Raw genomic sequence first — 19,935 nt, forward strand, 5'->3', positions numbered from 1 at the left:
TCCCGTCGCGGGGCCCTGCGCCGTTTCCCGGCCGTACGGGGTTACGCCGGCCACTCCCGGGCGCGGAGCGGCATCCCGGAGGCGGACCGGGTCCCCGTGCGCACCGCGAGCACCTGGTTGACGCCGAGGCGGTTGTGCTCGAAGGCGAGCGCCGAGGCGGCCATGTAGAGCTGCCAGACCCTCGCCCGGCCGGGCGAGGTCAGCCGCTGCGCCTCCTCCCAGTGCTCCTCCAGCCGGGCCACCCAGGCCCGCAGGGTGAGCGCGTAGTGCTCGCGCAGCGCCTCCACGTCGCGGACCTCGAAGCCGGCCCGTTCCAGCTCGCCGACGGTGGTGCCCAGCGGGGACAGCTCCCCGTCGGGGAAGACGTAGGCGTCTATGAACGCGTCGATCCGGTACGCCTCCTCGTCCGGCTCGGGACGCCGCGCGATCTGGTGGTTCAGCAGCCTCCCGCCCGGTCGCAGCAGTCCGTACAGGCTCCGGGCGTACGTGCGGTAGCGGTCGGCGCCGACGTGTTCGGCCATCCCGATGGAGGAAACGGCGTCGTACGGCCCGTCCTTGACGTCCCGGTAGTCCTGGACGCGGATCTCGACGAGGTCGGCCAGGCCCTCCTCCGCGACCCGCTTGCGGGCGTAGGCGGCCTGTTCGCGCGAGAGCGTGATCCCGGTGACCTTCGCCCCGTACTCCCGGGCCGCGTGCAGGGCCATCGAGCCCCAGCCGCAGCCGACGTCCAGGAGCCGGTCCCCCGGGCCCAGGGCGAGCTTGCGGCAGACCAGGTCCAGCTTGTCCCGCTGGGCGTCCTCCAGGCTCCCGCCGGGGGCCCAGTAGGCGCAGGAGTACACCATCGACGGGCCGAGCACCCGCTCGTAGAAGGTGTTGCCCACGTCGTAGTGGTGGCTGATGGCCCGTCTGTCGCTCCCTCGGGTGTGCCGGGGCTGCCGGGGCCCGTCGCCGCGGCGGTGGGCCTCCTCGGGCGGCGGGGCCGGCCTGGTCCACGGGCGTGCCAGGGCCACCAGGCCGCGTACGGCGGCCCGGGTGCGCGGATCGCGCAGCAGGGCGGCGGGTCCGGCCTTCTCGTCCTTGGCGGGCGCCTCGGCGCCGGGCTCGCGGTCCGGCTCCCAGAGCAGCCCGCCGACCCGGTCCAGCAGCTCGAACAGGTCACCGTCGACGGTCAGGTCCCCGGCCACCCAGGCGCGGGCCAGGCCGAGCTCGCCCGGCTTCCACAGGATCCGGCGCAGGGCGCGCCGGTTGGCCAGGACCAGGATGGGACCGCCGAGCGGGCCGGCCTCGCTGCCGTCCCAGGCCCGGATCCGGACGGGAAGGGGGGCTCCCATCAGGGTTTCGGCTAAAGCGGCCAGCCGCGGCGCGGCGTCGTTCATGCGGGTTCCTCCGACAGGCGCTGACGTACTCCGACAAGTTCCGACCGCACGGCATACCCGGATCCGGCGCCGAATATGCCGAAAGGGCCGCCCGCACCACGGATGGCGGGCGGCCCTTTCGGGACACACTGGGTCCTGCTGGTCTTACCGGTCCTGCTGAGCCTGCTGGTTTTGCCGGCCCTGCTGGGTCCTACGCGGTCAGGAGGCCTTGGCCTTCTCGGCCGGGGCCGCGACGGCGGCCGGAGCCGGCGCCGGCTTGGCGGCCTCGTAGAACTCCTCGCGGGGGCTCTCCAGGGCGCCGAGGGAGACGACCTCGCGCTTGAGGAACATCGCGAGGGTCCAGTCGGCGAAGACGCGGATCTTGCGGTTCCAGGTCGGCATGGCCATGCCGTGGTAGCCACGGTGCATGTACCAGGCGAGACGGCCCTTGAGCTTGATCTTCATCTTGCCCATGACGATCATCGCCACGCCCTTGTGGAGGCCGAGGCCCGCCACCGCACCCTTGTTGGAGTGCGAGTACTCGGCCTGCGGGAAGCCCCGCATGCCCGAGATGACGTTGTCGCCGAGGACCTTGGCCTGGCGCAGCGCGTGCTGGGCGTTCGGCGGGCACCAGGCGTTCTCCACGCCGGCCTTGCGGGCGGCGAGGTCGGGCACCTGGGCGTTGTCGCCGGCGGTCCAGATGTAGTCCGTGCCCTTGACCTGGAGGGTCGGCTCGGCGTCCACGTGGCCGCGGGGGCCCAGCGGGAGGCCGTAGCGGGCCAGCACCGGGTTGGGCTTGACGCCGGCGGTCCACACGAGGGTGTTGGAGTCGACCTCGAGGCCGTTCTTCAGCACCACGTGGCCGTCCACGCAGGAGTCCATGGAGGTGTTCAGGTAGATCTCGATGCCGCGCGACTCGAGGTGCTCCTTGCCCCAGGTGCCGAGCTTGGGCCCGACCTCGGGAAGGATCTTGTCGGCCGCGTCGACCAGGATGAAGCGCATGTCCTCGCGCTTGATCGTGGCGTAGTACTTCGCGGCGTCGCGGGCCATGTCCTCGACCTCGCCGATCGTCTCGGCGCCGGCGAAGCCGCCGCCGACGAAGACGAAGGTGAGGGCCTTGCGGCGGACGTCCTCGTCCGTCGTGGACTCGGCCTTGTCGAGCTGCTCGAGTACGTGGTTGCGCAGGCCGATGCCCTCTTCCACGCCCTTCATGCCGATGCCCTGTTCGGCGAGGCCGGGGATCGGGAAGGTGCGGGAGACGGCGCCGAGCGCGATCACCAGGTAGTCGAAGGGCAGCTCGTACGCCTCGCCGACCAGCGGCGTGACGACGGCGACCTTGCGGTCCTGGTCGATGTTCGTGACCCGGCCGGTGAGGACCTCAGCCTTCGGAAGCACGCGTCGCAGCGGTACGACGACGTGCCGAGGCGAGATGCTGCCTGCGGCCACTTCGGGGAGGAAGGGCTGGTAGGTCATGTACGAGCGCGGGTCGACGACCGTGACGGTCGCCTCGCCGTAACGCATCTTCTTCATGATGCGCTTGGCTGCGTACAGGCCTACGTACCCACCTCCTACAACGAGGATCCTGGGACGCTCCGTGGTGCTCATGAGGAAAAGTATCCAGCACCCCAAGGGGTGACGCTCGTGAGCCCCTTCACAAGGACCTCCGGACCCTCTGCTACACTCCGCCGCCCACGTGACCGAGGTCATGGCGCGAAACGGGAACCAGGGTGTAACGGGAGTCGTTGAACACCAGTCCCGACCTGGCCTCCAGGCCCTCAAGCGGAGTAGACCACCGGCTTCGTGGATACCTACCGCCAGGGGCTCGCGGCGACCTTCATTCGCACGAACGCGAGCAAAAAGAAGGCCCCGGGGGCTCCGGACTCGCCCAAAAGGCTCCTCTGGAGCCCTCACAGGCACCTTTTCCTTGTGAAGAACTTCACGAAGTTCATGTGGACGACGGGACCTAAGACCCCCGAACGGCCCTCCGAGACCGCCGCCGACCCCTGTGGTTGACCCTCGACCTGGTCGAGGGACCAGGGTTCGGGGCGTGGAGAACGAGATGCGCAGTATCGGCGAGACCGCCCTCGACAGCGGGCTGAGCGTGAGCGCCCTGCGGTTCTACGACGGGGCCGGCGTGCTGGTTCCCGTCCGGGTGGATCCGGTCAGCGGGTACCGCTGGTACGGGCCCGGGCAGGTCGATGAGGCCCGGCTGCTGGCCCGGCTCCGGCGGACCGGCATGCCCCTGGCGGACATCCGGCTCGTCCTGGCCGGCTGGGCCGGCGCGGACACCGATCTGGTCCGCGGCCTGCTCCGGGCGCACCTGCTCCGGCTCGAACGGGGCCTGTCCGATGCCCGCACCGAGCTCTCCGCGATCCGCGCCCTACTCGACCGCCGGGAGACCCCCATGACCACGAGCACGACCACCCATGCCACCGCCGGTACGACCGCCCGGCTCACCCTGGCCGCGCCCGAGCTGGCCGCCGCGCTGGACGCCGTCCGGTTCGCCGTCGGCTCCGACCCCGAGCTGCCGGTGCTCGGCGGTGTCCTCTTCGACATCGAGGACGGTGCGCTGCGCGTCGTGGCCACCGACCGCTACCGGCTGGCCGTCGCCCGCGCCGGGGCCGCCGGCCACTCCGGGCCCCGCCTCCAGCTCCTCGTACCCGCCCCCCTCGCCGACGCGATGCGGGCGCTGCTGAGCGACGACGCCCCCGTCCTGCTCGCCGTGGACGGCGACCGGGTGACCCTGGAGACGGAGTCGGGGGACCGCCAGGCGGCCGGCCGCTGCCCGGGCCACGAGTTCCCCGACTACCGCCGCCTGGTCACCCTGCCCGCGGGGCGCCGGGTCCTCGTCGACGTACCGGCCTTCCGCGCCGCCCTGGAATCCGGCCCCGTCCGCCCGGCCGAGCGCGAACAGGACGGCGCGACCGGCGACGTCAGCGTTCTCAGGGTGACCCCCGAGGGCGGCATCTCCCTCGGCGCCGACGGCGATGACGACCCGGCCGACGTCGGCCTGAACCGCACGTTCCTGCTGGACGCCCTCACGGCCGGAGCCCGGGACCGGCTGATCCTGGAGCTCGGCGCCCCGAAGGCCCCCGTGGCGATCCGCCGCCCCGACGACGAGGAATCGTTCTCGCTCCTGATGCCGGTCCGCCTGGACGGGTAGGCGTCCGGACACACCACGGTGCCCCCGGCGGGATCCGCCGGGGGCACCGTGGTGTGCGTTCGTATCGGGCGTCAGGCGATGGACCAGGCGATTCCGTCGAGGATGTCGTGTTCCGAGACCAGGACCTCGGAGGCGCCTACGCGCTCCATGATCGTCAGCAGGACCAGGGCGCCCGCGCCGATCACGTCGACCCGGCCCGGGTGCATCACCGGGATGGCCGCGCGCTCGGCGTGCGTCAGGGTCAGCATCCGCTCGCTGACCTCGCGGACCGTCTCGTAGGGGATCCGGGAGTGGTGGATCCGTGCCGAGTCGTACGCCTCCAGGCCCAGGGCGATCGCGGCGACCGTGGTCACCGAGCCGGCCAGGCCCACCAGGGTGCGCGCCTCGGCCAGCGGAACCGTCTCGGAGGCCAGGTCCAGCCCGGCCTCGATGTCGGCCCGTATCGCGGCGATCTGCTCCCCGGTCGGCGGGTCGGTGACGGCCCCGTCCACCGTCAGGTGGCGCTCGGTCATCCGGACGCAGCCCACGTCGACGGAGCGGGCCGCCCGGACCTGCTCGGCGCCGACCACGAACTCCGTGGAGCCGCCGCCGATGTCCACCACCAGGAAGGGCCGCTCCAGGTCGGTGCGGCCGGTCAGCTCGCCGGTGGCGCCGGTGAAGGAGAACTCGGCCTCCTGGTCGCCGCTGATCACCTCGGGCTCGACACCCAGGATGTCCAGGACGCCCCGGACGAACTCGTCCCGGTTCTCGGCGTCCCGGGAGGCCGAGGTCGCCACGAAGCGCACGCGCTCGGCGCCCAGCTCCTTGATCACCGCGGCGTACTCGCGGCAGGCCGTAAAGGTGCGCTCCAGCGCCTCCGGGGCCAGCCGGCCGGTCTTGTCTACGCCCTGGCCGAGCCGGACGACGATCATCCGGCGGTCCAGCTCGATCAGCTCGCCGGTGGCGGGGTCGAGGTCCGCGACGAGGAGCCGGATGGAGTTCGTACCGCAGTCGACGGCCGCGACGCGGGTCACGCGCCCGCCTCCGCCGTGTTCTCGTCGGCCTTCTTCTCGCCGCACGGGGTGACGCAGGCGCCCTTGGCCCACCACTCGGGGAGCATCGCCAGGGCCTCGTCGCCGAACGGGTTCACGCCCGGGCCCGCGGCCAGGGAGTGGCCGACCAGCACGTGCAGGCACTTGACCCGGTCCGGCATGCCGCCGGCGCTCGGGAAGCCCTGGAGCACCTCGATGGCGTCGCGGCGGGTGATGTAGTCCTCGTGCGCGGCCCGGTAGGCGTCGGCCAGCTCCGGGTCCACGGCGAGGCGGGCCTGCATCTCCTTCATCACGCCGTTGGCTTCCAGCGTGCCGATCGCACCGGCGGCGCGCGGGCAGGTCAGGTAGTACAACGTCGGGAAGGGGGTGCCGTCGGGGAGCCGCGGGGCGGTCTCCACCACGTCCGGCTGCCCGCAGGGGCAGCGGTGCGCGATGGCGCGGAGCCCGCGCGGGGGGCGGCCGAGCTGCTGTTCGAACGCCTCGATGTCGGCGGCGGTCGGCTCGGTCCGGTCGGTCTGGGGCGGGGGCGTCTGCATGCCTGGAGGAAGTCTTTTCGTTCTCGTGGATGGGTGGGACTCAGTCGCCCGGGCGGTCGGCCTTGTCGACGCCGTCCCAGACGTTGGAGTACCAGGGCCGGTCGGTGGCGGCCTGTCCGCTGCGGCGCTGCTCGCCCGCGGCGGCTCCGGGGTCGGTCATGATGTAGCTGATCTCCCCCGGCCGGACGAAGTGCAGGTGCTTGCGCGCCTGCTGCTCGGCGTACGCGTTGTCCTGCCAGCGGGCCTTCTCGTCGCGCAGCCGTTCCAGCCGGTCCCGCGCGGAGACGGCGTCCTTCTGCTGCTTCGCGATCTCCGAGCGCTGGGACACGTACTGGCGCATCGGATACGCGAGGGCGACGACCAGGGTACAGAGGACGAGCACGAGCAGCGCGGCCCGGCCGGTGAGCCGGCTGCGGCGGACCTGCCGGCGGGACTGCGAGCGGTACACGTGCGCCGCGGTCCGCTCACCGAGCTGCTTGAGCCTGGTCGCGGTCGAGAACGTGGCGAACCGGTCCCGGTTCCCGGCCATTGATCCGCCTCCCCTATATGCGCACGACGCACTACGTCCCCGCACACGGTACGGGACCGAGTGCGGGGACGTAGGGAGGCTTGCGCCCTAAAGGACTGATCAGCCCTTGAAGCGCGGGAACGCGGAGCGGCCCGCGTACACCGCGGCGTCGTCGAGGATCTCCTCGATGCGCAGCAGCTGGTTGTACTTGGCGACACGGTCCGAGCGGGCCGGGGCGCCGGTCTTGATCTGACCGCAGTTCACGGCGACCGCGAGGTCGGCGATGGTGACGTCCTCGGTCTCACCGGAGCGGTGCGACATCATGCACTTGAAGCCGTTGCGCTGGGCCATCTCGACGGCGTCCAGGGTCTCGGTCAGCGAACCGATCTGGTTCACCTTGACGAGCAGGGCGTTCGCCGAGCCCTCTTCGATGCCGCGGGCGAGACGCTCCGGGTTGGTGACGAAGAGGTCGTCGCCGACGATCTGGACCTTGGAGCCCAGGCGGTCGGTGAGGGTCTTCCAGCCGTCCCAGTCGTCCTCGAACAGCGGGTCCTCGATGGAGACCAGCGGGTACGCCTCGACGAGCTCGGCGTAGTAGTCGGTCATCTCGGCGGCCGAGCGGGACTTGCCCTCGAACTCGTAGTTGCCGTCCTTGTAGAACTCGGACGCGGCGACGTCGAGCGCGAGCGCGATCTGCGTGCCCGGGACGTAGCCGGCCTGCTTGATGGCCTCGACGATGAGGTCCAGCGCGGCACGGTTCGACTCGAGGTTCGGCGCGAAGCCGCCCTCGTCGCCCAGACCGGTGGAGAGGCCCTTGGTGTGCAGGACCTTCTTGAGGGTGTGGTAGACCTCGGCACCCCAGCGCAGCGCCTCGGAGAAGGACTCCGCGCCGATCGGGGCGATCATGAACTCCTGGATGTCGACGTTGGAGTCGGCGTGCGACCCACCGTTCAGGATGTTCATCATCGGAACGGGCAGCAGGTGCGCGTTCGGGCCGCCGAGGTAGCGGAAGAGCGGGAGGTCGGAGGCCTCGGCCGCGGCGTGCGCGACGGCGAGGGAGACACCGAGGATGGCGTTGGCGCCGAGGGAGCCCTTGTTCTCGGTGGCGTCCAGGTCGATCATCGCCTGGTCGATCAGGCGCTGCTCGGTGGCGTCGTAGCCGACGAGCTCCGGGCCGAGCTGCTCGATGACGGCGAGGACCGCCTTCTCGACGCCCTTGCCCATGTAGCGGTTGGGGTCACCGTCGCGGAGCTCTACGGCTTCGAACGCTCCGGTGGAGGCGCCGGACGGGACTGCAGCACGGCCGGTGCTGCCATCGTCGAGGCCCACCTCGACCTCGACCGTGGGGTTGCCTCGGGAGTCCAGGATTTCCCGGGCTACGACGACGTCGATGGACGGCACGAGCATCTCCTTCTGGGATGTGACGCTGGGTGTGCGGTGGCATGTCAGGCCGTGGGATGGCCTTGCCGCTTAGAGCCTAACCGGCTCCGGGCACTCGGCCAGCCGACCGCCCGGGTCCTGGGACGAAAAAGGGCCTGAATGCCCCTCTTACGGGACATAGGGCCCTTGATCATCGATAGACCGGAGGCTCCGTCAGGCCGGAGGCGCGTGCACACAGCACCGCCCGGCGCGAAGGGGGTTGCGCGCCGGGCGGTGGAATTACGTGGTGGAGCTCCGTGCGGAACTACTGCGTGTCGCGAAAGCGGCCACGCCCGTTCTCACACGTTTCAGCTGAGGTTCAGCTTCTGACCCGGGTAGATCAGGTCGGCGTCCGAGACGATGTCCTTGTTCAGCTCGTAGAGCTTCTCCCAGCCGCCGGACACCTTGTTCGCGTCGGCGATCGCACCCAGCGTGTCGCCGGACTTGACCTCGTAGGAGCCGTTGCCCGTCTTGGGGGCCTCGGTCTTCGGCGCGGCCGCGGCGGCCGGACGCTCGGAGCGGGTCGTCGGAGCCTCGGCGCGCTTGGTCTCCTTCTTCGGCTCGGCCTTCTTCTCCACCTTCGGCGCCGGCTTCGGCTGGGCCTTCGGCTTGGCGGGGGTCTCCGCGGAGCCGCCGGTGTAGGAGGAGTTCGACAGGCCCACGCCACAGGACGGCCAGGCGCCCTTGCCCTGGCCCTTGAGGACCTTCTCGGCGATGGCTATCTGCTGCGACTTGGAGGCCTGGTTGGCCTGCGCGGCGTACGACTTGCCGCCGTACGCGGCCCACGTGGAGGACGAGAACTGCAGGCCGCCGTAGTAGCCGTTGCCCGTGTTGATGGACCAGTTGCCGCCGGACTCGCACGCGGCGACCCGGTCCCATTCGCCGGCGGTCGCGGCGGAAGCGGTGCCCGCGGCCATCAGCGGAGCGGCCACGGCGACACCGGCGACGCCGGCCAGCGTGACGATGCGGACGGCCTTGGAGCCGCGACGGTGCTTGCCCTTGCCCGAAAGCAGCATGGAGTTCTCCTCACCGACGCCTACGAGGTGAGCTGTCGGGTTCGGGCGAGTGAGTGCCCGGCCGAGCGACCTAGCGCTCGACTTAACCCCTAGCCGGTTCCGTGACCGTCTCTCAACGGCCGGTTCCGGCGCCTACCTTGGTTCCCCCGCTCCTGCCTTCGGCGCTTTACGCGACGAGTGTTCCCTCCGTCCGCCGGCAGGATTCGGCGATGCGGTCGAAGGAGCCCGCGGTGGCGAGCGATTCAGAAGGTAGACAGGTCTCCCCCCGATGTTCAACGAGGAACATCGGGGGGAAACGGTGCCTACTTGCACTCCCCGGAAGGGTGTTTGCGCAGGTGAGGGCGGGGTTTGCGGAACCCTCCGGGCCGGACACGCCAGTTGACCTGAAGAGACACATGTCTCACTTACAGAAAACGGACAATCAGCTGGTTCCGGACGCTTTAAGTGCCCCTATTGGTGCGTTAGATCCAGGTTCTGACCGGGCTTGATCAGGTCCGCATCGCCGCCGATGACCTGCTCGTTGGCCTCGTACAGCCCCTTCCAGCCGCCCTTCACTCCGTTGGCGTCCGCGATGGCGACGAGGTTGTCGCCCTCCTTCACGGTGTACGAAGGGTCCGACGCGGCGTCAGGCGCGGCCTGCGTCTCGACCGCGGCCTGGCCGCGGTGCTTGCCGCCGCCCTCGGTCGCGCCGGGGGCCGCCGGGGTGCTCGGGGCGGCCGCGTCGCCGGGTGCGGCCGGAGCCGTCGGGGCCGTGGGATCAACCGGGTTGACCGGATTTGTCGGGTTCGCCGAGTTCCCCTGGTCGGCCGGGGCCGTCGGGTTCGCCGGGTCTGACGGGCCGACGGGAGCCGTCGGGTCCACCGGGCTCACCGGCACCGTCGGGTCCACCGGGCTCACCGGAGCGGTCGGGTCCACCGGCGCGGTCGGATCCACGGACGGCGGCGCCGGAGTCGTGGGGTCCGTCGGGGCGGTGGGGTCCGTCGGGCTCGTGGGAGCCGTCGGGTCGCCCGGGAGGCCGGGAGGCGGCGCCTGGAGGTCCGGCGCGGGCATGACGGGGAGGTCGCCGGGCACGCCGACGGGATAGTCGGGCAGCGGCGAGCCCGAAGGCTCCGGCGCGGCCGGGCTCGTGGGCGTCGGGGCCCCGAAGTCCGTGGAGGGCTTGCCCGAGCCGGTGTGGGGCACGGAGTCGTCCGGGCGGGACGGGGCGGCGGGGGCGGCGGATCCGGAGCCCCCGGGCAGGCCCGGGTCCACCACGGCGGCGGGCGCGTCCTGCGTCAGCCCGGCCGGCACTCCGCACAGCGGCCACGCCTGGGGGCCCTGCGAGGCCAGGACCCGTTCGGCCACGGCGATCTGCTGGGAGCGGCTGGCGAGGTCGGCGCGCTCGGCGAAGTCGAGCCCGCCGGCGTTCTTCCACTGCTCCTGGCTGAACTGCAGCCCGCCGTAGGTGCCGCCCCCGAAGTTGGCACTCCACGTGCCACCGCTCTCGCACTCGGCGACCTTGTCCCATGTGGAGGTCTCCGCGGCGCTCGCGCCCGTGGCCGCGAGCAGCGGCAGGGCGAGGGCGGTGCCGGTGACTCCGGCGGTGACGACAAGTGCGGGCACTTGTCGGGGGCGTCTGTGGCGGCCGTTCCCGGAACGCATGAGGCTGCACCTTTCGCATAACGGCGGGGTAACGGCAGAACCTAGCGGCCTTCGAACGCCTGTCACAAGTTTGGGCTGTCAACTGACTTCCGGTCAGGCCGGTTTCAGGTGGTTTGGGCGGTGGATTCGGCGGTGAAGCGGACCGGGAGCGTCCGCAGCCCCCGCATGATGAGCCCGCCGCGCCAGCGCAGCTCCTCGGGAGCCACGGCCAGTTCCAGATCGGGCAGCCGCGTCAGCAGGGTCGCGAGCGCGGTCTGCCCTTCGAGCCGGGCGAGCGGGGCGCCCAGGCAGTAGTGGATGCCGTGCCCGTATCCGAGGTGCTGGTTGTCGGTCCGGGAGAGGTCCAGGGTGTCCGGGTCGGCGAACCGTTCGGGGTCCCGGTCGGCGGCCGCCAGGACCACCAGCACCGGGTCTCCGGCCGCGATGTCCTGGCCGCCGAGCTCGAAGGCCTCGGTGGCGAACCGCCAGGTGGCCAGCTCCACGGGTCCGTCGTAGCGCAGCAGCTCCTCCACGCCGGTGGCCAGCAGCCCGCTCTCCCCGGCCGCCAGGGAGCTCTGGAGGAGTGCGCGCTGCTCCGGGTTCATGAAGAGGGAGTGGACCCCGTTGCCGATGAGGTTGACCGTGGTCTCGAACCCCGCGAACAAGAGGATGAAGGCCATCGCGGTGGCCTCGGCCTCCGTCAGGTGGTCCCCGTGGTCGCTGGCCCGGATCAGATCGGAGATCAGGTCGTCGCCGAGGTCGTCGCGCTTGCGGTGGATGAGCTCCCCGAGATAGGTGCGCATCTGCTTCACGGACCGGGCCACCCCGCCGCGCGGGCCGCCGCCGTGCCGGATCATCATGCCCGCCCAGTCGCGGAAGTCGTCCTGGTCCTCTCGCGGTACACCGAGCATCTCGCAGATGGCGTAGATGGGGAGCGGGAAGGCGAACTCGTGGATGAGGTCGGCCTCCCCCTTCTCACAGAACTGGTCGATGAGGTGGTCGGTCAGTTCCTGCACCCTCGCGGTGAACTCGGCGACCCTGCGCGGGGTGAACGCCTTCGACACCAGCCGGCGCAGCCGGGTGTGGTCCGGCGGGTCGATGTTGAGGAGGTGCGTCATCAGCTCCGCCTTGCGCTCCCCCGGGATCCCGGTGCGGCCCTTGGCGTGCGCGGAGCCCGCGTGATGGGCCGGGTTCTTGCTGAGCCGCTGGTCGGCGAGGGCCTGGCGGGCGTCGGCGTACCGGGTGACGAGCCAGGCCTCGACCCCGCTGGGGAGCGTGGTGCGGTGCACGGGCGCGTGCTCGCGGAGCCAGGCGTACGCCGGGTACGGGTCGGTCGCGAACTCCCAGTCGAACAGGGTCGGCGGGGTGGGCGGGGTGGGCGGGGTGGATCCGGCGGCGGCTCCGGCGGCGGCTCCGCCCGTGGATCCGTCCACGGACTGGTCGGCGGCGGGCTCTTCGGGGGCTGCGGGGGTCTGCTCGTGCACCCGGAGACCGTATCCCGCCGACCATCCGTCACCCCATATGGCCTATTTATCGCGGCTGTCCGTAGATCGGCTCTGGCTTGACCTCACGTTCTCCGGCGTTCCTACTTTCGGTTTTGTGGATGTGAGGATCTTGAAAAGCAGCTTCGCGGTGGTGGAGAGACGGGCCGAGCATGCGGTCAAGTTCTTCTACTCCCACCTCTTCTGGCACAACCCCGGAGTCCGTGATCTCTTCCCGGCCTCCCTCGAAGACATGGAACGACAGCGGGACCGGCTCTTCGCCGCGCTCACCCATGTGATCGCCCACCTGGAGAACGAGACGCTCGTCCCCTATCTGCGCGACCTCGGCCGCGACCACCGCAAGTTCCTGGCGGGGCCCGAGCACTACGCGGCCGTGGGCACCAGCCTCATCGCCGCGCTCGCCGAGGCCTCCGGGTCCGCCTGGGATCACCAGGCGGAAAAAGCCTGGTCAGAGGCGTATCAGGTGATCGCCGAGGCGATGATGGCCGGCGCCGCCGCCAGCGAGGACCCGCCCTGGTGGGACGCGGAAGTGGTACGCCACCTGCTGTACGGGGAGGACATCGGCGTCCTCACCCTCCGCCCGCACCTGCACTTCCCCCACGTCCCCGGCCAGTACGCGAGCGTGAGCAGCGACCGGGTGCCGACCACCTGGCGCACGTACTCCCTGGGCAACGCCCCCCGCGCCGACGGAACGCTCGACCTGCACGTCAGCCGGATCGAGGGCGGCCGCCTCAGCACCGCCCTGATCCGCGAGACGCAGCCGGGGGACGTGCTGCGGCTCGGCGCCGCCGGCGGGCAGATGACCTTCCGCCGCGAGGACCGCCCGGTCAGCTTCATAGCCGCCGGCACCGGCTGGGCCCCGGTCCGCGCCATGCTGGAGGACCTGGCGGAACACCCTCCCGATCAGGACGTGCGGCTCTTCGTCGTCGCCCGGGACGCCGCACACCTCTACGACCGCCCGCTCATCGACGCGTACGCGGACTCCCTCGCCTGGCTGAGCGTCACCTACATCACCCCCGCCCCCGGCCGGCACCGCAACCAGGCCACCGGCCGGCTGGCGACCGCGCTCAGCAACCGCGGGCTCTGGCCCGACCAGGACGTCTACCTGAGCGGTCCGCCGCAGTTCATCCGGGAAACCTCGTACCTTCTGGAGGAACTCGGCGCGCGCCCCGACCGGATCTTCCACGACTCCGTACCCGCCGGCGGCAGGAACCAGGACGACGCGAGCCGCCCGATGGGCTTCGGCGAGTGGTTCCTGAACCGCCCCGACCCGCACTGGCACAATCCGTCCGGCCGGGCTCCCCGGGAGTACTGAGGCCGTTCTCGCGGGACCTCCCGCTGCCGAGGGCTACTCGCCGACGCCCTCGGCCGCCCGGATCGCGTTCCGGTAGGTCCGGGCCGCGGCGCGCAGCGCGGTTTCGGGGTCGGTGCCCGCCGCTTCGGCGCGTGCCGCCAGCTCCAGCAGTTCGTACCCGACGCCCTCCCCGCGGGGCAGGTCCACGGGTACCGCTCCCGCGCGGGCGCGGCCCGCCAGCTTCGACGCGAGCGCGAGACCGGGCTGGCCGAGCGGGATGCCGTCGGTGACCGACTCCCGCTGCTTCTCCACCTGCTTGGTGCGCTGCCAGTGGGCGTTCACGTCCTCCGGGGTTTCCGCGGTCGCGTCGCCGAAGACGTGCGGGTGCCGGTGGATCAGCTTCTCGACGAGGGCTCCCGCCACGTCGTCGATGGAGAACGGCTCGTCCTCTTCACCGGGACCGCCCTCCTCGGCGATGCGCGCGTGGAAGACCACCTGGAGCAGGACGTCGCCGAGTTCCTCGCGCAGTTCCCCGCGGTCGCCGGCCTCGATGGCCTCGACCAGCTCGTAGGCCTCCTCGATGGCGTACTTCGCCAGGCCCTCGTGGGTCTGCTCCGAGGTCCAGGGGCATTCGCGCCGGACCCGGTCCATGACCTGGACGAGGTCGAGCAGGCGTGCGCCGGGCAGATCGTACGAGCCCGGCAACAGCTCCAGGTCCGGTACGGCGACCCGGCCCGAGCCGGCGAAGCGGGCCAGCCCGTCGGTGAGCCGCCGGTCGCCCTCGCCGCTGAGCAGGACGACGACCGTCCGCCCGCCGGCGCACTCCTCGATCAGCGCCTGGGCGTCGGGGGCCTCCAGGGAGACCTCGACGCCCGCCTCGCGCAGGTAGGGCAGCTGGACGTGGTCCGGGTCGGCGCACAGCACCCGGTCCGCGCCCTGCAGGGTCTGCCAGGCCGGCCAGGAGAGCATGCCGGGGGCCACCCGGTGGCTCGTGGTCAGCAGCACGATGCGGCCGGTGGGCTCGGAGGGCACGTCGTCAGTCACCCTCCGAACCTACCTCCCCGCCACGAGCGCTCAGGCCCCGGCCGGGGCCTGCTCGGGCCGGGTGACCTGGGTGATCCACGGGGTGGAGTGCTCGCCGAGGGTGACCCGCTGGGCGTCCCAGACTCCGTAGCGCGGATTGACCTCGATGCCGAGCTTCGCCGCGGCCTTCGCGGCGGGCTCGGCGAGCTTGCCCTCGCCGAACTTGGCGTTCAGCTTCTCGAAGAGCACCTGGTCCCGGACCCAGCGCTCGATCTGGTCGGGGGCGACGGCGGCCTTCTGCAGGATGGCCTCCTCGAACGCGGCGGCCCCGCGGTTGCCCTCGTCGTAGGCCTTGCGGGCGTCCTGGAGCTCCTTGGGGGTGACGGCGATCCCCGCGTCCTTCGCCATCCGGTCGAGGATCCGGCTCTGCAGCATCGTGCTGAGCTTGACCCGGTCGAGCTGCGGGACGGCCGCGATGAGCTCGGCCGCGTGTTCGGAGCGGTTCTGCGCGGAGCGGACGTCGTTCACCTGGGCCTGGAGCGCGGAGGTGGTGATCCGTTCGCCGCCGATCACGGCCGCGGTGCCGGGGCGGGCTTCGCCCGAGCACGCGGACAGCAGAGGGGCCGCCAGGAGCAGGGCGGCGGAAACGGAGAGCGCTGTGCGACGGTGCAAAGGAGCCTCCAGGGCCGGGAGATTGTGCTTCGGTGCACAAGGGCCGTGCGGTGATCGATGTTATGCAGTCGAGGTGATCAGAGCCACCGGTTCGACCAACGATTCCGGGGGTGTTGGGGTTCGCGTCCACCGATGGCCACCCTTCGGCCCACCGGGAGTGCCAGGGTCGGCCCACCATGTCGACACCGCACCGCTCCCCGCGCCGCCCCGGTCTGCTCGGCTCGGCGCTCGCCGCCCTGGTCACGGCGGTGGCCTTGGGCGCCGGGGACGCCGTGGCGCGCGTCTTCCCGTACGGGCCCCGCCACCGCAGCGTCAACGACCTCGGCAATCAGTTCGTGCCCTTCCACGCGCACCTGTGGGACCTGCTGCACGGGCGCGCCGCGGGCGGGCTGCTGCTGAACTGGCAGTCCGGCTACGGGACCAGCTTCCTGCCCGACTTCGGGACCTACCTGACCAGCCCGTTCGCGGTGCTCGTGGCGCTGTTCCCGCGCGGGGACATCGACCTCGCGGTGTACGTGGTCACCGTGCTCAAGACGGCGGCCGCGGCGGCGGCGATGGCCTGGCTGCTGCGCACCCAGCGGCGCGGGCCGGTGTGGGCGGCGGGGCTGCTCGGGGCCTCGTACGCACTGTGCGGCTGGTCGGTGATCGAGGCCTCCTACAACCCGATGTGGCTCGACGGACTGATCGCCCTCCCGCTCCTGTGTCTGACGGGTGAGTGGGCGCTGCGCCCGCGCCGGCCGGCGGCGGCCGTGGTGGTCGTGGCGCTCTGCTGGACGGCGAACTTCTACACCGCCTACATGGCGACGCTGGGCGCGGCCCTGGTGCTGCTGGTCCGGCTGCTCCTCACCCGGGAGGGCGCGAAGGACCGGCTACGGGGCCTTGCGCGGGCGGCGCTAACCACCGCGCTGGGCGTCGCCCTGTCGGCTCCGGTGCTCGTGCCCCTCTTCCTCAGCTCGAAGCAGGCCTACCCGGGGTGGTTCAAGCCCTTCGTGCCGGTGGCCACCGAGGACCTGCTGGCCCGGCTGCTGCCCGCCACCTACTCCTTCTCCTCCCCCGCCCTGTTCATCGGCACCGGGACCCTCCTCCTCGCGGCGGCCCTGCCCTTCCACCGGGCGGTGGCCGGGCGGGAGCGGCTTCTGTGGACGGGGCTGGTCCTGCTGGTGCTGCTGTCCTTCCAGTGGATGCCGACGCATCTGGCCTGGCACCTCTTCGCGACGCCCAACGGCAGCCCGTACCGGCAGACCTTCGTGCTGGCCGGGATCGTGGTGATGGCCGCCTGGGCGGGGCTGTCGGCCGGCCCGCCCGGACCGTGGGCGCTGGCGGGCGGTGCGGCGGCGCTGGCGGCCGTGCTGCTCGCGGCGAGCGGGAGCCGGCTGGCGACCGGGTGGGGCCTGGCCCTGTTCGGCGGCGGCCTGGCCCTGGCGGGGGCCGCCTGGTGGGCGCTGCGCCACCGGCGGCTGGTGCTGCCCGCGGCGGCCGTGCTGGCGCTGGTGCTGCTGGCCCAGGCGGCGGCGACCACCGCCAACGGGGAGCGGGGCAAGCTGGCGGGCCTGGACGACTACCCGGTGTGGGGCGCGGCGCACACCGCGCGCGCGGAGGCCCTGTCGGCAGCCGAAGGGTGGCCCGCGTACCGCACGGACGCCGGGCGGCCCGCGCTGACCGGCAACGACCCGATGCTGCTGGGCGGGGAGGGCGGCGCGTACTACAGCAGCCACACCCCGGACCTGTTCACCCGGACGATGGTGGCCCTCGGGGCGGGCTGGACCTCGCGCGGCCGCAACGTACAGAGCCTCGACAACCCGGTGACGGACGCCGTGTTCTCCGTCGGCGCCCGGCTGCGGCCCGACGGCACCGTCGCGCGGGCCGAGGTGCCGCCGCTGGTCACCGTCCGCCCGCCGGGCCCGGAACCGGCGTACGGTGCCTCGCCCTTCGCCAACCAGGAACTCCTGCTCGGTGCGCGGGTGTACGAGGACCCGCTCTCCCCCGGGGTCTGCCGGGCGGGGACCGAGGCCTTCCTGTCGGCCCCGGAGTACAACGGGACGGCCCGCCTCGCGGACGGGCCGGCCTTCCGGCTGAACGCCAACCCGCCGCGCAACAGGGCGGCCCTCCAGCCCCTGGGGCCCTCCCGGGGCCCCGGCTCGGCGCTGGTCTTCGAGCAGGGGGCTCCGGCGCACTGGCAACTGGCCTGCCTGGACCGCTCCCTGCTGACCTCGGCCGTGGCCCGGCTGCGCGCCACGGCCGCGGTGTCCGTACGGGTCGGCTCCTCGGGCGTCCGTGCGGTGCTCCCTCCGGGCAGTACGGGCACGGCGCTGCTCTCCGCCCCCGCGATCGCGGGCTGGACCTGCAACGGCCGCCCGGCCGCGGCCCGGCTGGGTCTGGTCGCGGTCCCGCTCGACGGCCGCACCACCCGCATCGGCTGCACCTTCCGGCCCCCCGGCCTCGTCCCGGGGGCGGCGGTCGCGGGGGCGGCCCTGCTGGTCCTGGCGGGCCTGCTGGGACTGCCCGGCCGGCCCGGCCCGCTCGCGGCGGGCCGGCGTCATCGGCGGCGGCCGCGGACCTGAGCCGGCCGGAGCGTCAGCGGACCTGACCCGGCCGGAGCGTCAGCGGACCTGACCCAGCCAGAGCAGGGTGCGGCGGACCTCTTCGGTGAAGGGGTGGTTCGGGCCGTGCAGGCGTTCCCCGTCGAAGAGGAGGCGGGCCAGGGTGTCGTGGGCCGCCGGGCGGTCGCCGAGGGAGAGCAGCAGGTGCGCTATGCGGCGGCGGACCTCCAGCGGGAGGCCCGGGTCCGGGTTCGCGTAGTGGTTCTCGAAGAGCGGCAGCAGCGCCCGGTACTCGGCGAGGGCGGCCGCCGGTTCGCCGAGCTGTTCCAGGCACTGGGCCGCGTCGTAGCGGAAGCGCAGGGCCTGCGGGTCGCCGGCCGGGAACTCCTCCGCGAGCCTGCGCAGTTCGGGCAGGGCGCGGCGGTACTGGCCGTCGTCCATCAGCGTGGCCGTGTACTGCTTGCGCAGCGAGCGGACCACCGGCGAGTGCGCGCCGTGCTGTTCGGCGGCCGCCGGGAGGATGCCGCCGAGGATGTCCACGGCCTGGGTGAGCATGCCCTGGTCGAGGAGCTTCTTGGCCTCCTCCACGGCAGCCGGGACGTCCGGCCGCGGCGGCTGGGGCGGGGTGGCGGGCCGGGGCGGGATCACGGTGGCGCGGTCGGGCCAGGGGGCCTGCGGGCGCAGGAAGGGGCGGGTCGGGTCGAGGGGGCCGGTGGGGGCGCCCGAGCCCCGGTGGGGCAGCAGCGGCGCGAGGGCCGCGTACACCGCCTGGGCGGAGGCGGGCCGGTCCTGCGGGTCCTTGGCGAGCAGGTTCAGCAGGACGGCTTCCAGCTGCTGCGGCACCTCGGGGCGCAGCTGGCGCACCGGGAGCGGGGGTTCGTACAGGTGGCGGTGGAGCACCCCGAGCGCGGTGGAGCCGGCGAAGGGGACGTTGCCGGACAGCAGCTCGTACAGGACCACGCCGAGCGCGTAGAGGTCGGTGTGCGGGCCGACGGCCCCGCCCATGGCCTGCTCGGGGGACATGTACGCGGGGCTGCCGATCGGCGAACCGGTACTGGTGAGGCGGGTGGTGTCGGTGTCCATCACGGAGGCGACGCCGAGGTCGAGGACCAGGACGGTCCCGTCGGGGCGGACCATGACGTTGCGCGGCTTCAGGTCGCGGTGCACGATCGGCACCGCGTGCACGGCCGACAGCACCGAGCACAGCTGCGCGATCACCGAGACCGCCCACGGCCACGGGTAGGGGTCGTGCTCGGCGAGGTGGTCGGCGAGGTCGGCGCCCTCCACGTACTGCATGACGAGGTACAGCTCGTCCCCGTCGCTGCCCGCGTCGTGCACGGTGACCAGCCCGGGGTGGTCGACCTGCGCCGTGACCCGGCATTCGCGCACGAAGCGGCGGCGCAGCTCCTCGGCCACGGAGCCGGGGCCCGCCACCTTGTCGGGGCGCAGCAGCTTGACGGCGACGCGGCGGTCCAGGCGGCGGTCGTACGCCGTCCACACCTGGCCCATGCCGCCCTGGCCGAGGATGGTGGCGAGCTGGTAGCGGTCGCCGATGAGCCGGTCCGTCACGGGCGGGGGTCCTCGTCGCGGGGCGGCGGCTGGCGGCGCAGGAGCTCGCTGAGCTCGTCGAGTTCGGCGCGGACCTGCCCGATGCGCGGGGGCGGCGTCGGGGCGGGCGCGGACTCGGGGGCGGGCTGCTGCGGCCGGTGCGGGGGCTGCTGCGGCTGCTGGTGCTGCTGCGGCTGCTGGCGCTGCTGCTGCGGGGCCGTTTGGGCCGCCGGCGGGTATCCGTAGGCGGGCCCGGTCTGCTGCTGGGGCGGTACGTAGGGGGAGGCGGGCGGCGGGTACCAGCCGGCCGCGGCGGGCCCGGCCTTGAGCGCCTCGAAGTGCCGGATGTCGGCGACGAGGTAGTAGATGCACACCACGAGGCCGTTCAGCAGCGTGCCGAAGGCCCCCGCGTTGCCCTGCGGGCCGCTGGCGTCGGCGGACGGGTCCGCGCCGATCAGCGCAAGCGACAGGACCTCGACCCCGACGGAGGCCCCGAGCAGCCACCAGTCCCGGGACTTGCGGGTGACCAGCGCGAGCCGCAGCATCGTCCCCCAGGCGAGGAACCCGCAGCTCAGGATCGGCAGCAGCGCGAACAGCACGCGGAGCGCCACCACGCCCCCGGTGGTGGGCTGGTGACCGTGGGGCGGCGGAGTGCCGGGGCCGTGCATCGCTGCTCCTGACGGGCCGTGCGGAGAAAGGGCGGAGAAA

Annotated in this window: 16 protein-coding genes and 1 riboswitch; of the genes, 3 read left to right on the top strand and 13 right to left on the bottom strand. The window is 72.6% G+C overall.

Features of this window, described 5'->3' with window-relative positions; all coding sequences use genetic code 11:
• Positions 1-41: 41 nt before the first annotated feature.
• A complete protein-coding gene (locus ACFWNV_RS17695; protein ID WP_383947328.1) occupies positions 42-1,376 on the bottom strand; it encodes a class I SAM-dependent methyltransferase in 1,335 nt (444 codons plus the stop codon).
• Positions 1,377-1,574: 198 nt separating this feature from the next.
• On the bottom strand, positions 1,575-2,960 hold the full coding sequence (locus ACFWNV_RS17700) for an NAD(P)/FAD-dependent oxidoreductase (RefSeq protein WP_383947330.1): 1,386 nt from the start codon (positions 2,958-2,960) through the stop codon (positions 1,575-1,577).
• 454 nt (positions 2,961-3,414) lie between these two features.
• On the opposite strand from ACFWNV_RS17700, the gene ACFWNV_RS17705 reads away from it, so the two are divergent.
• Positions 3,415-4,518 (top strand): MerR family transcriptional regulator, encoded by a 1,104-nt coding sequence (locus tag ACFWNV_RS17705; protein WP_383947333.1) that lies wholly within the window; start codon positions 3,415-3,417, stop codon positions 4,516-4,518.
• A gap of 71 nt (positions 4,519-4,589) precedes the next feature.
• On the opposite strand, the gene ACFWNV_RS17710 is transcribed toward ACFWNV_RS17705, so the two are convergent.
• From ACFWNV_RS17710 to ACFWNV_RS17740, 7 genes are all read right to left on the bottom strand, one after another.
• Positions 4,590-5,531: an exopolyphosphatase gene (locus ACFWNV_RS17710; RefSeq protein ID WP_383947336.1), complete on the bottom strand. Its 942-nt coding sequence runs from the start codon at positions 5,529-5,531 to the stop codon at positions 4,590-4,592.
• The gene (locus ACFWNV_RS17715; protein ID WP_383947339.1) at positions 5,528-6,085 is read right to left on the bottom strand and encodes a DUF501 domain-containing protein; all 558 of its coding nucleotides are present in this window, start codon (positions 6,083-6,085) and stop codon (positions 5,528-5,530) included. The genes ACFWNV_RS17710 and ACFWNV_RS17715 overlap by 4 nt, the downstream gene beginning before the upstream one ends.
• Positions 6,086-6,125: 40 nt before the next feature.
• Positions 6,126-6,614, bottom strand: a complete 489-nt coding sequence (locus ACFWNV_RS17720; protein WP_250737322.1) for a septum formation initiator family protein — start codon at positions 6,612-6,614, stop codon at positions 6,126-6,128.
• Positions 6,615-6,713: 99 nt separating this feature from the next.
• On the bottom strand, positions 6,714-7,994 hold the full coding sequence (eno, locus tag ACFWNV_RS17725) for a phosphopyruvate hydratase (RefSeq protein ID WP_383947343.1): 1,281 nt from the start codon (positions 7,992-7,994) through the stop codon (positions 6,714-6,716).
• Between the two features lie 326 nt (positions 7,995-8,320).
• Positions 8,321-9,028 carry a transglycosylase family protein gene (locus ACFWNV_RS17730; RefSeq protein ID WP_383947346.1) on the bottom strand — a complete coding sequence of 236 codons (708 nt, stop codon included), beginning with the start codon at positions 9,026-9,028 and terminating at the stop codon, positions 8,321-8,323.
• A 2-nt stretch (positions 9,029-9,030) separates the two neighbouring features.
• Positions 9,031-9,202: riboswitch (cyclic di-AMP (ydaO/yuaA leader) on the bottom strand.
• Between the two features lie 276 nt (positions 9,203-9,478).
• Positions 9,479-10,630, bottom strand: a complete 1,152-nt coding sequence (locus tag ACFWNV_RS17735; protein WP_383947349.1) for a transglycosylase family protein — start codon at positions 10,628-10,630, stop codon at positions 9,479-9,481.
• A gap of 143 nt (positions 10,631-10,773) precedes the next feature.
• Positions 10,774-12,081 carry a cytochrome P450 gene (locus ACFWNV_RS17740; protein ID WP_383947449.1) on the bottom strand — a complete coding sequence of 436 codons (1,308 nt, stop codon included), beginning with the start codon at positions 12,079-12,081 and terminating at the stop codon, positions 10,774-10,776.
• A gap of 199 nt (positions 12,082-12,280) precedes the next feature.
• On the opposite strand from ACFWNV_RS17740, the gene ACFWNV_RS17745 reads away from it, so the two are divergent.
• The gene (locus tag ACFWNV_RS17745; RefSeq protein WP_383947352.1) at positions 12,281-13,465 is read left to right on the top strand and encodes a globin domain-containing protein; all 1,185 of its coding nucleotides are present in this window, start codon (positions 12,281-12,283) and stop codon (positions 13,463-13,465) included.
• Positions 13,466-13,498: 33 nt separating this feature from the next.
• Here the strand turns inward: ACFWNV_RS17745 and ACFWNV_RS17750 are convergent, their stop codons facing one another.
• Together ACFWNV_RS17750 and ACFWNV_RS17755 are read right to left on the bottom strand one after the other, a co-directional pair.
• Entirely contained in the window at positions 13,499-14,488 is a 990-nt protein-coding gene (locus ACFWNV_RS17750) for a nucleoside triphosphate pyrophosphohydrolase (protein ID WP_383947355.1), read from the bottom strand.
• Positions 14,489-14,518: 30 nt separating this feature from the next.
• Positions 14,519-15,139 (bottom strand): SurA N-terminal domain-containing protein, encoded by a 621-nt coding sequence (locus ACFWNV_RS17755; protein ID WP_383947358.1) that lies wholly within the window; start codon positions 15,137-15,139, stop codon positions 14,519-14,521.
• A 176-nt stretch (positions 15,140-15,315) separates the two neighbouring features.
• Here ACFWNV_RS17755 and ACFWNV_RS17760 point away from each other — a divergent pair, with 176 nt between their 5' ends.
• Positions 15,316-17,700 (top strand): YfhO family protein, encoded by a 2,385-nt coding sequence (locus ACFWNV_RS17760; RefSeq protein ID WP_383947361.1) that lies wholly within the window; start codon positions 15,316-15,318, stop codon positions 17,698-17,700.
• Positions 17,701-17,739: 39 nt separating this feature from the next.
• On the opposite strand, the gene ACFWNV_RS17765 is transcribed toward ACFWNV_RS17760, so the two are convergent.
• Positions 17,740-19,248: a protein kinase gene (locus ACFWNV_RS17765; protein WP_383947364.1), complete on the bottom strand. Its 1,509-nt coding sequence runs from the start codon at positions 19,246-19,248 to the stop codon at positions 17,740-17,742.
• The gene (locus tag ACFWNV_RS17770) at positions 19,245-19,895 is read right to left on the bottom strand and encodes a hypothetical protein (protein ID WP_383947367.1); all 651 of its coding nucleotides are present in this window, start codon (positions 19,893-19,895) and stop codon (positions 19,245-19,247) included. Before ACFWNV_RS17770 ends, ACFWNV_RS17765 begins: the two co-directional genes overlap by 4 nt.
• Positions 19,896-19,935: the final 40 nt, after the last annotated feature.

The sequence above is a fragment of the Streptomyces sp. NPDC058401 genome (assembly GCF_042722885.1).
Lineage (GTDB): Bacteria > Actinomycetota > Actinomycetes > Streptomycetales > Streptomycetaceae > Streptomyces.

Bases quoted from the DNA above. Each gene is read 5' to 3' on its own strand.
- ACFWNV_RS17695 (WP_383947328.1), bottom strand. From the start codon at position 1,376: ATGAACGACGCCGCGCCGCGGCTGGCCGCTTTAGCCGAAACCCTGATG.
- ACFWNV_RS17700 (WP_383947330.1), bottom strand. From the start codon at position 2,960: ATGAGCACCACGGAGCGTCCCAGGATCCTCGTTGTAGGAGGTGGGTAC.
- ACFWNV_RS17705 (WP_383947333.1), top strand. From the start codon at position 3,415: ATGCGCAGTATCGGCGAGACCGCCCTCGACAGCGGGCTGAGCGTGAGC.
- ACFWNV_RS17715 (WP_383947339.1), bottom strand. From the start codon at position 6,085: ATGCAGACGCCCCCGCCCCAGACCGACCGGACCGAGCCGACCGCCGCC.
- ACFWNV_RS17720 (WP_250737322.1), bottom strand. From the start codon at position 6,614: ATGGCCGGGAACCGGGACCGGTTCGCCACGTTCTCGACCGCGACCAGG.
- ACFWNV_RS17730 (WP_383947346.1), bottom strand. From the start codon at position 9,028: ATGCTGCTTTCGGGCAAGGGCAAGCACCGTCGCGGCTCCAAGGCCGTC.
- ACFWNV_RS17760 (WP_383947361.1), top strand. From the start codon at position 15,316: ATGTCGACACCGCACCGCTCCCCGCGCCGCCCCGGTCTGCTCGGCTCG.
- ACFWNV_RS17770 (WP_383947367.1), bottom strand. From the start codon at position 19,895: ATGCACGGCCCCGGCACTCCGCCGCCCCACGGTCACCAGCCCACCACC.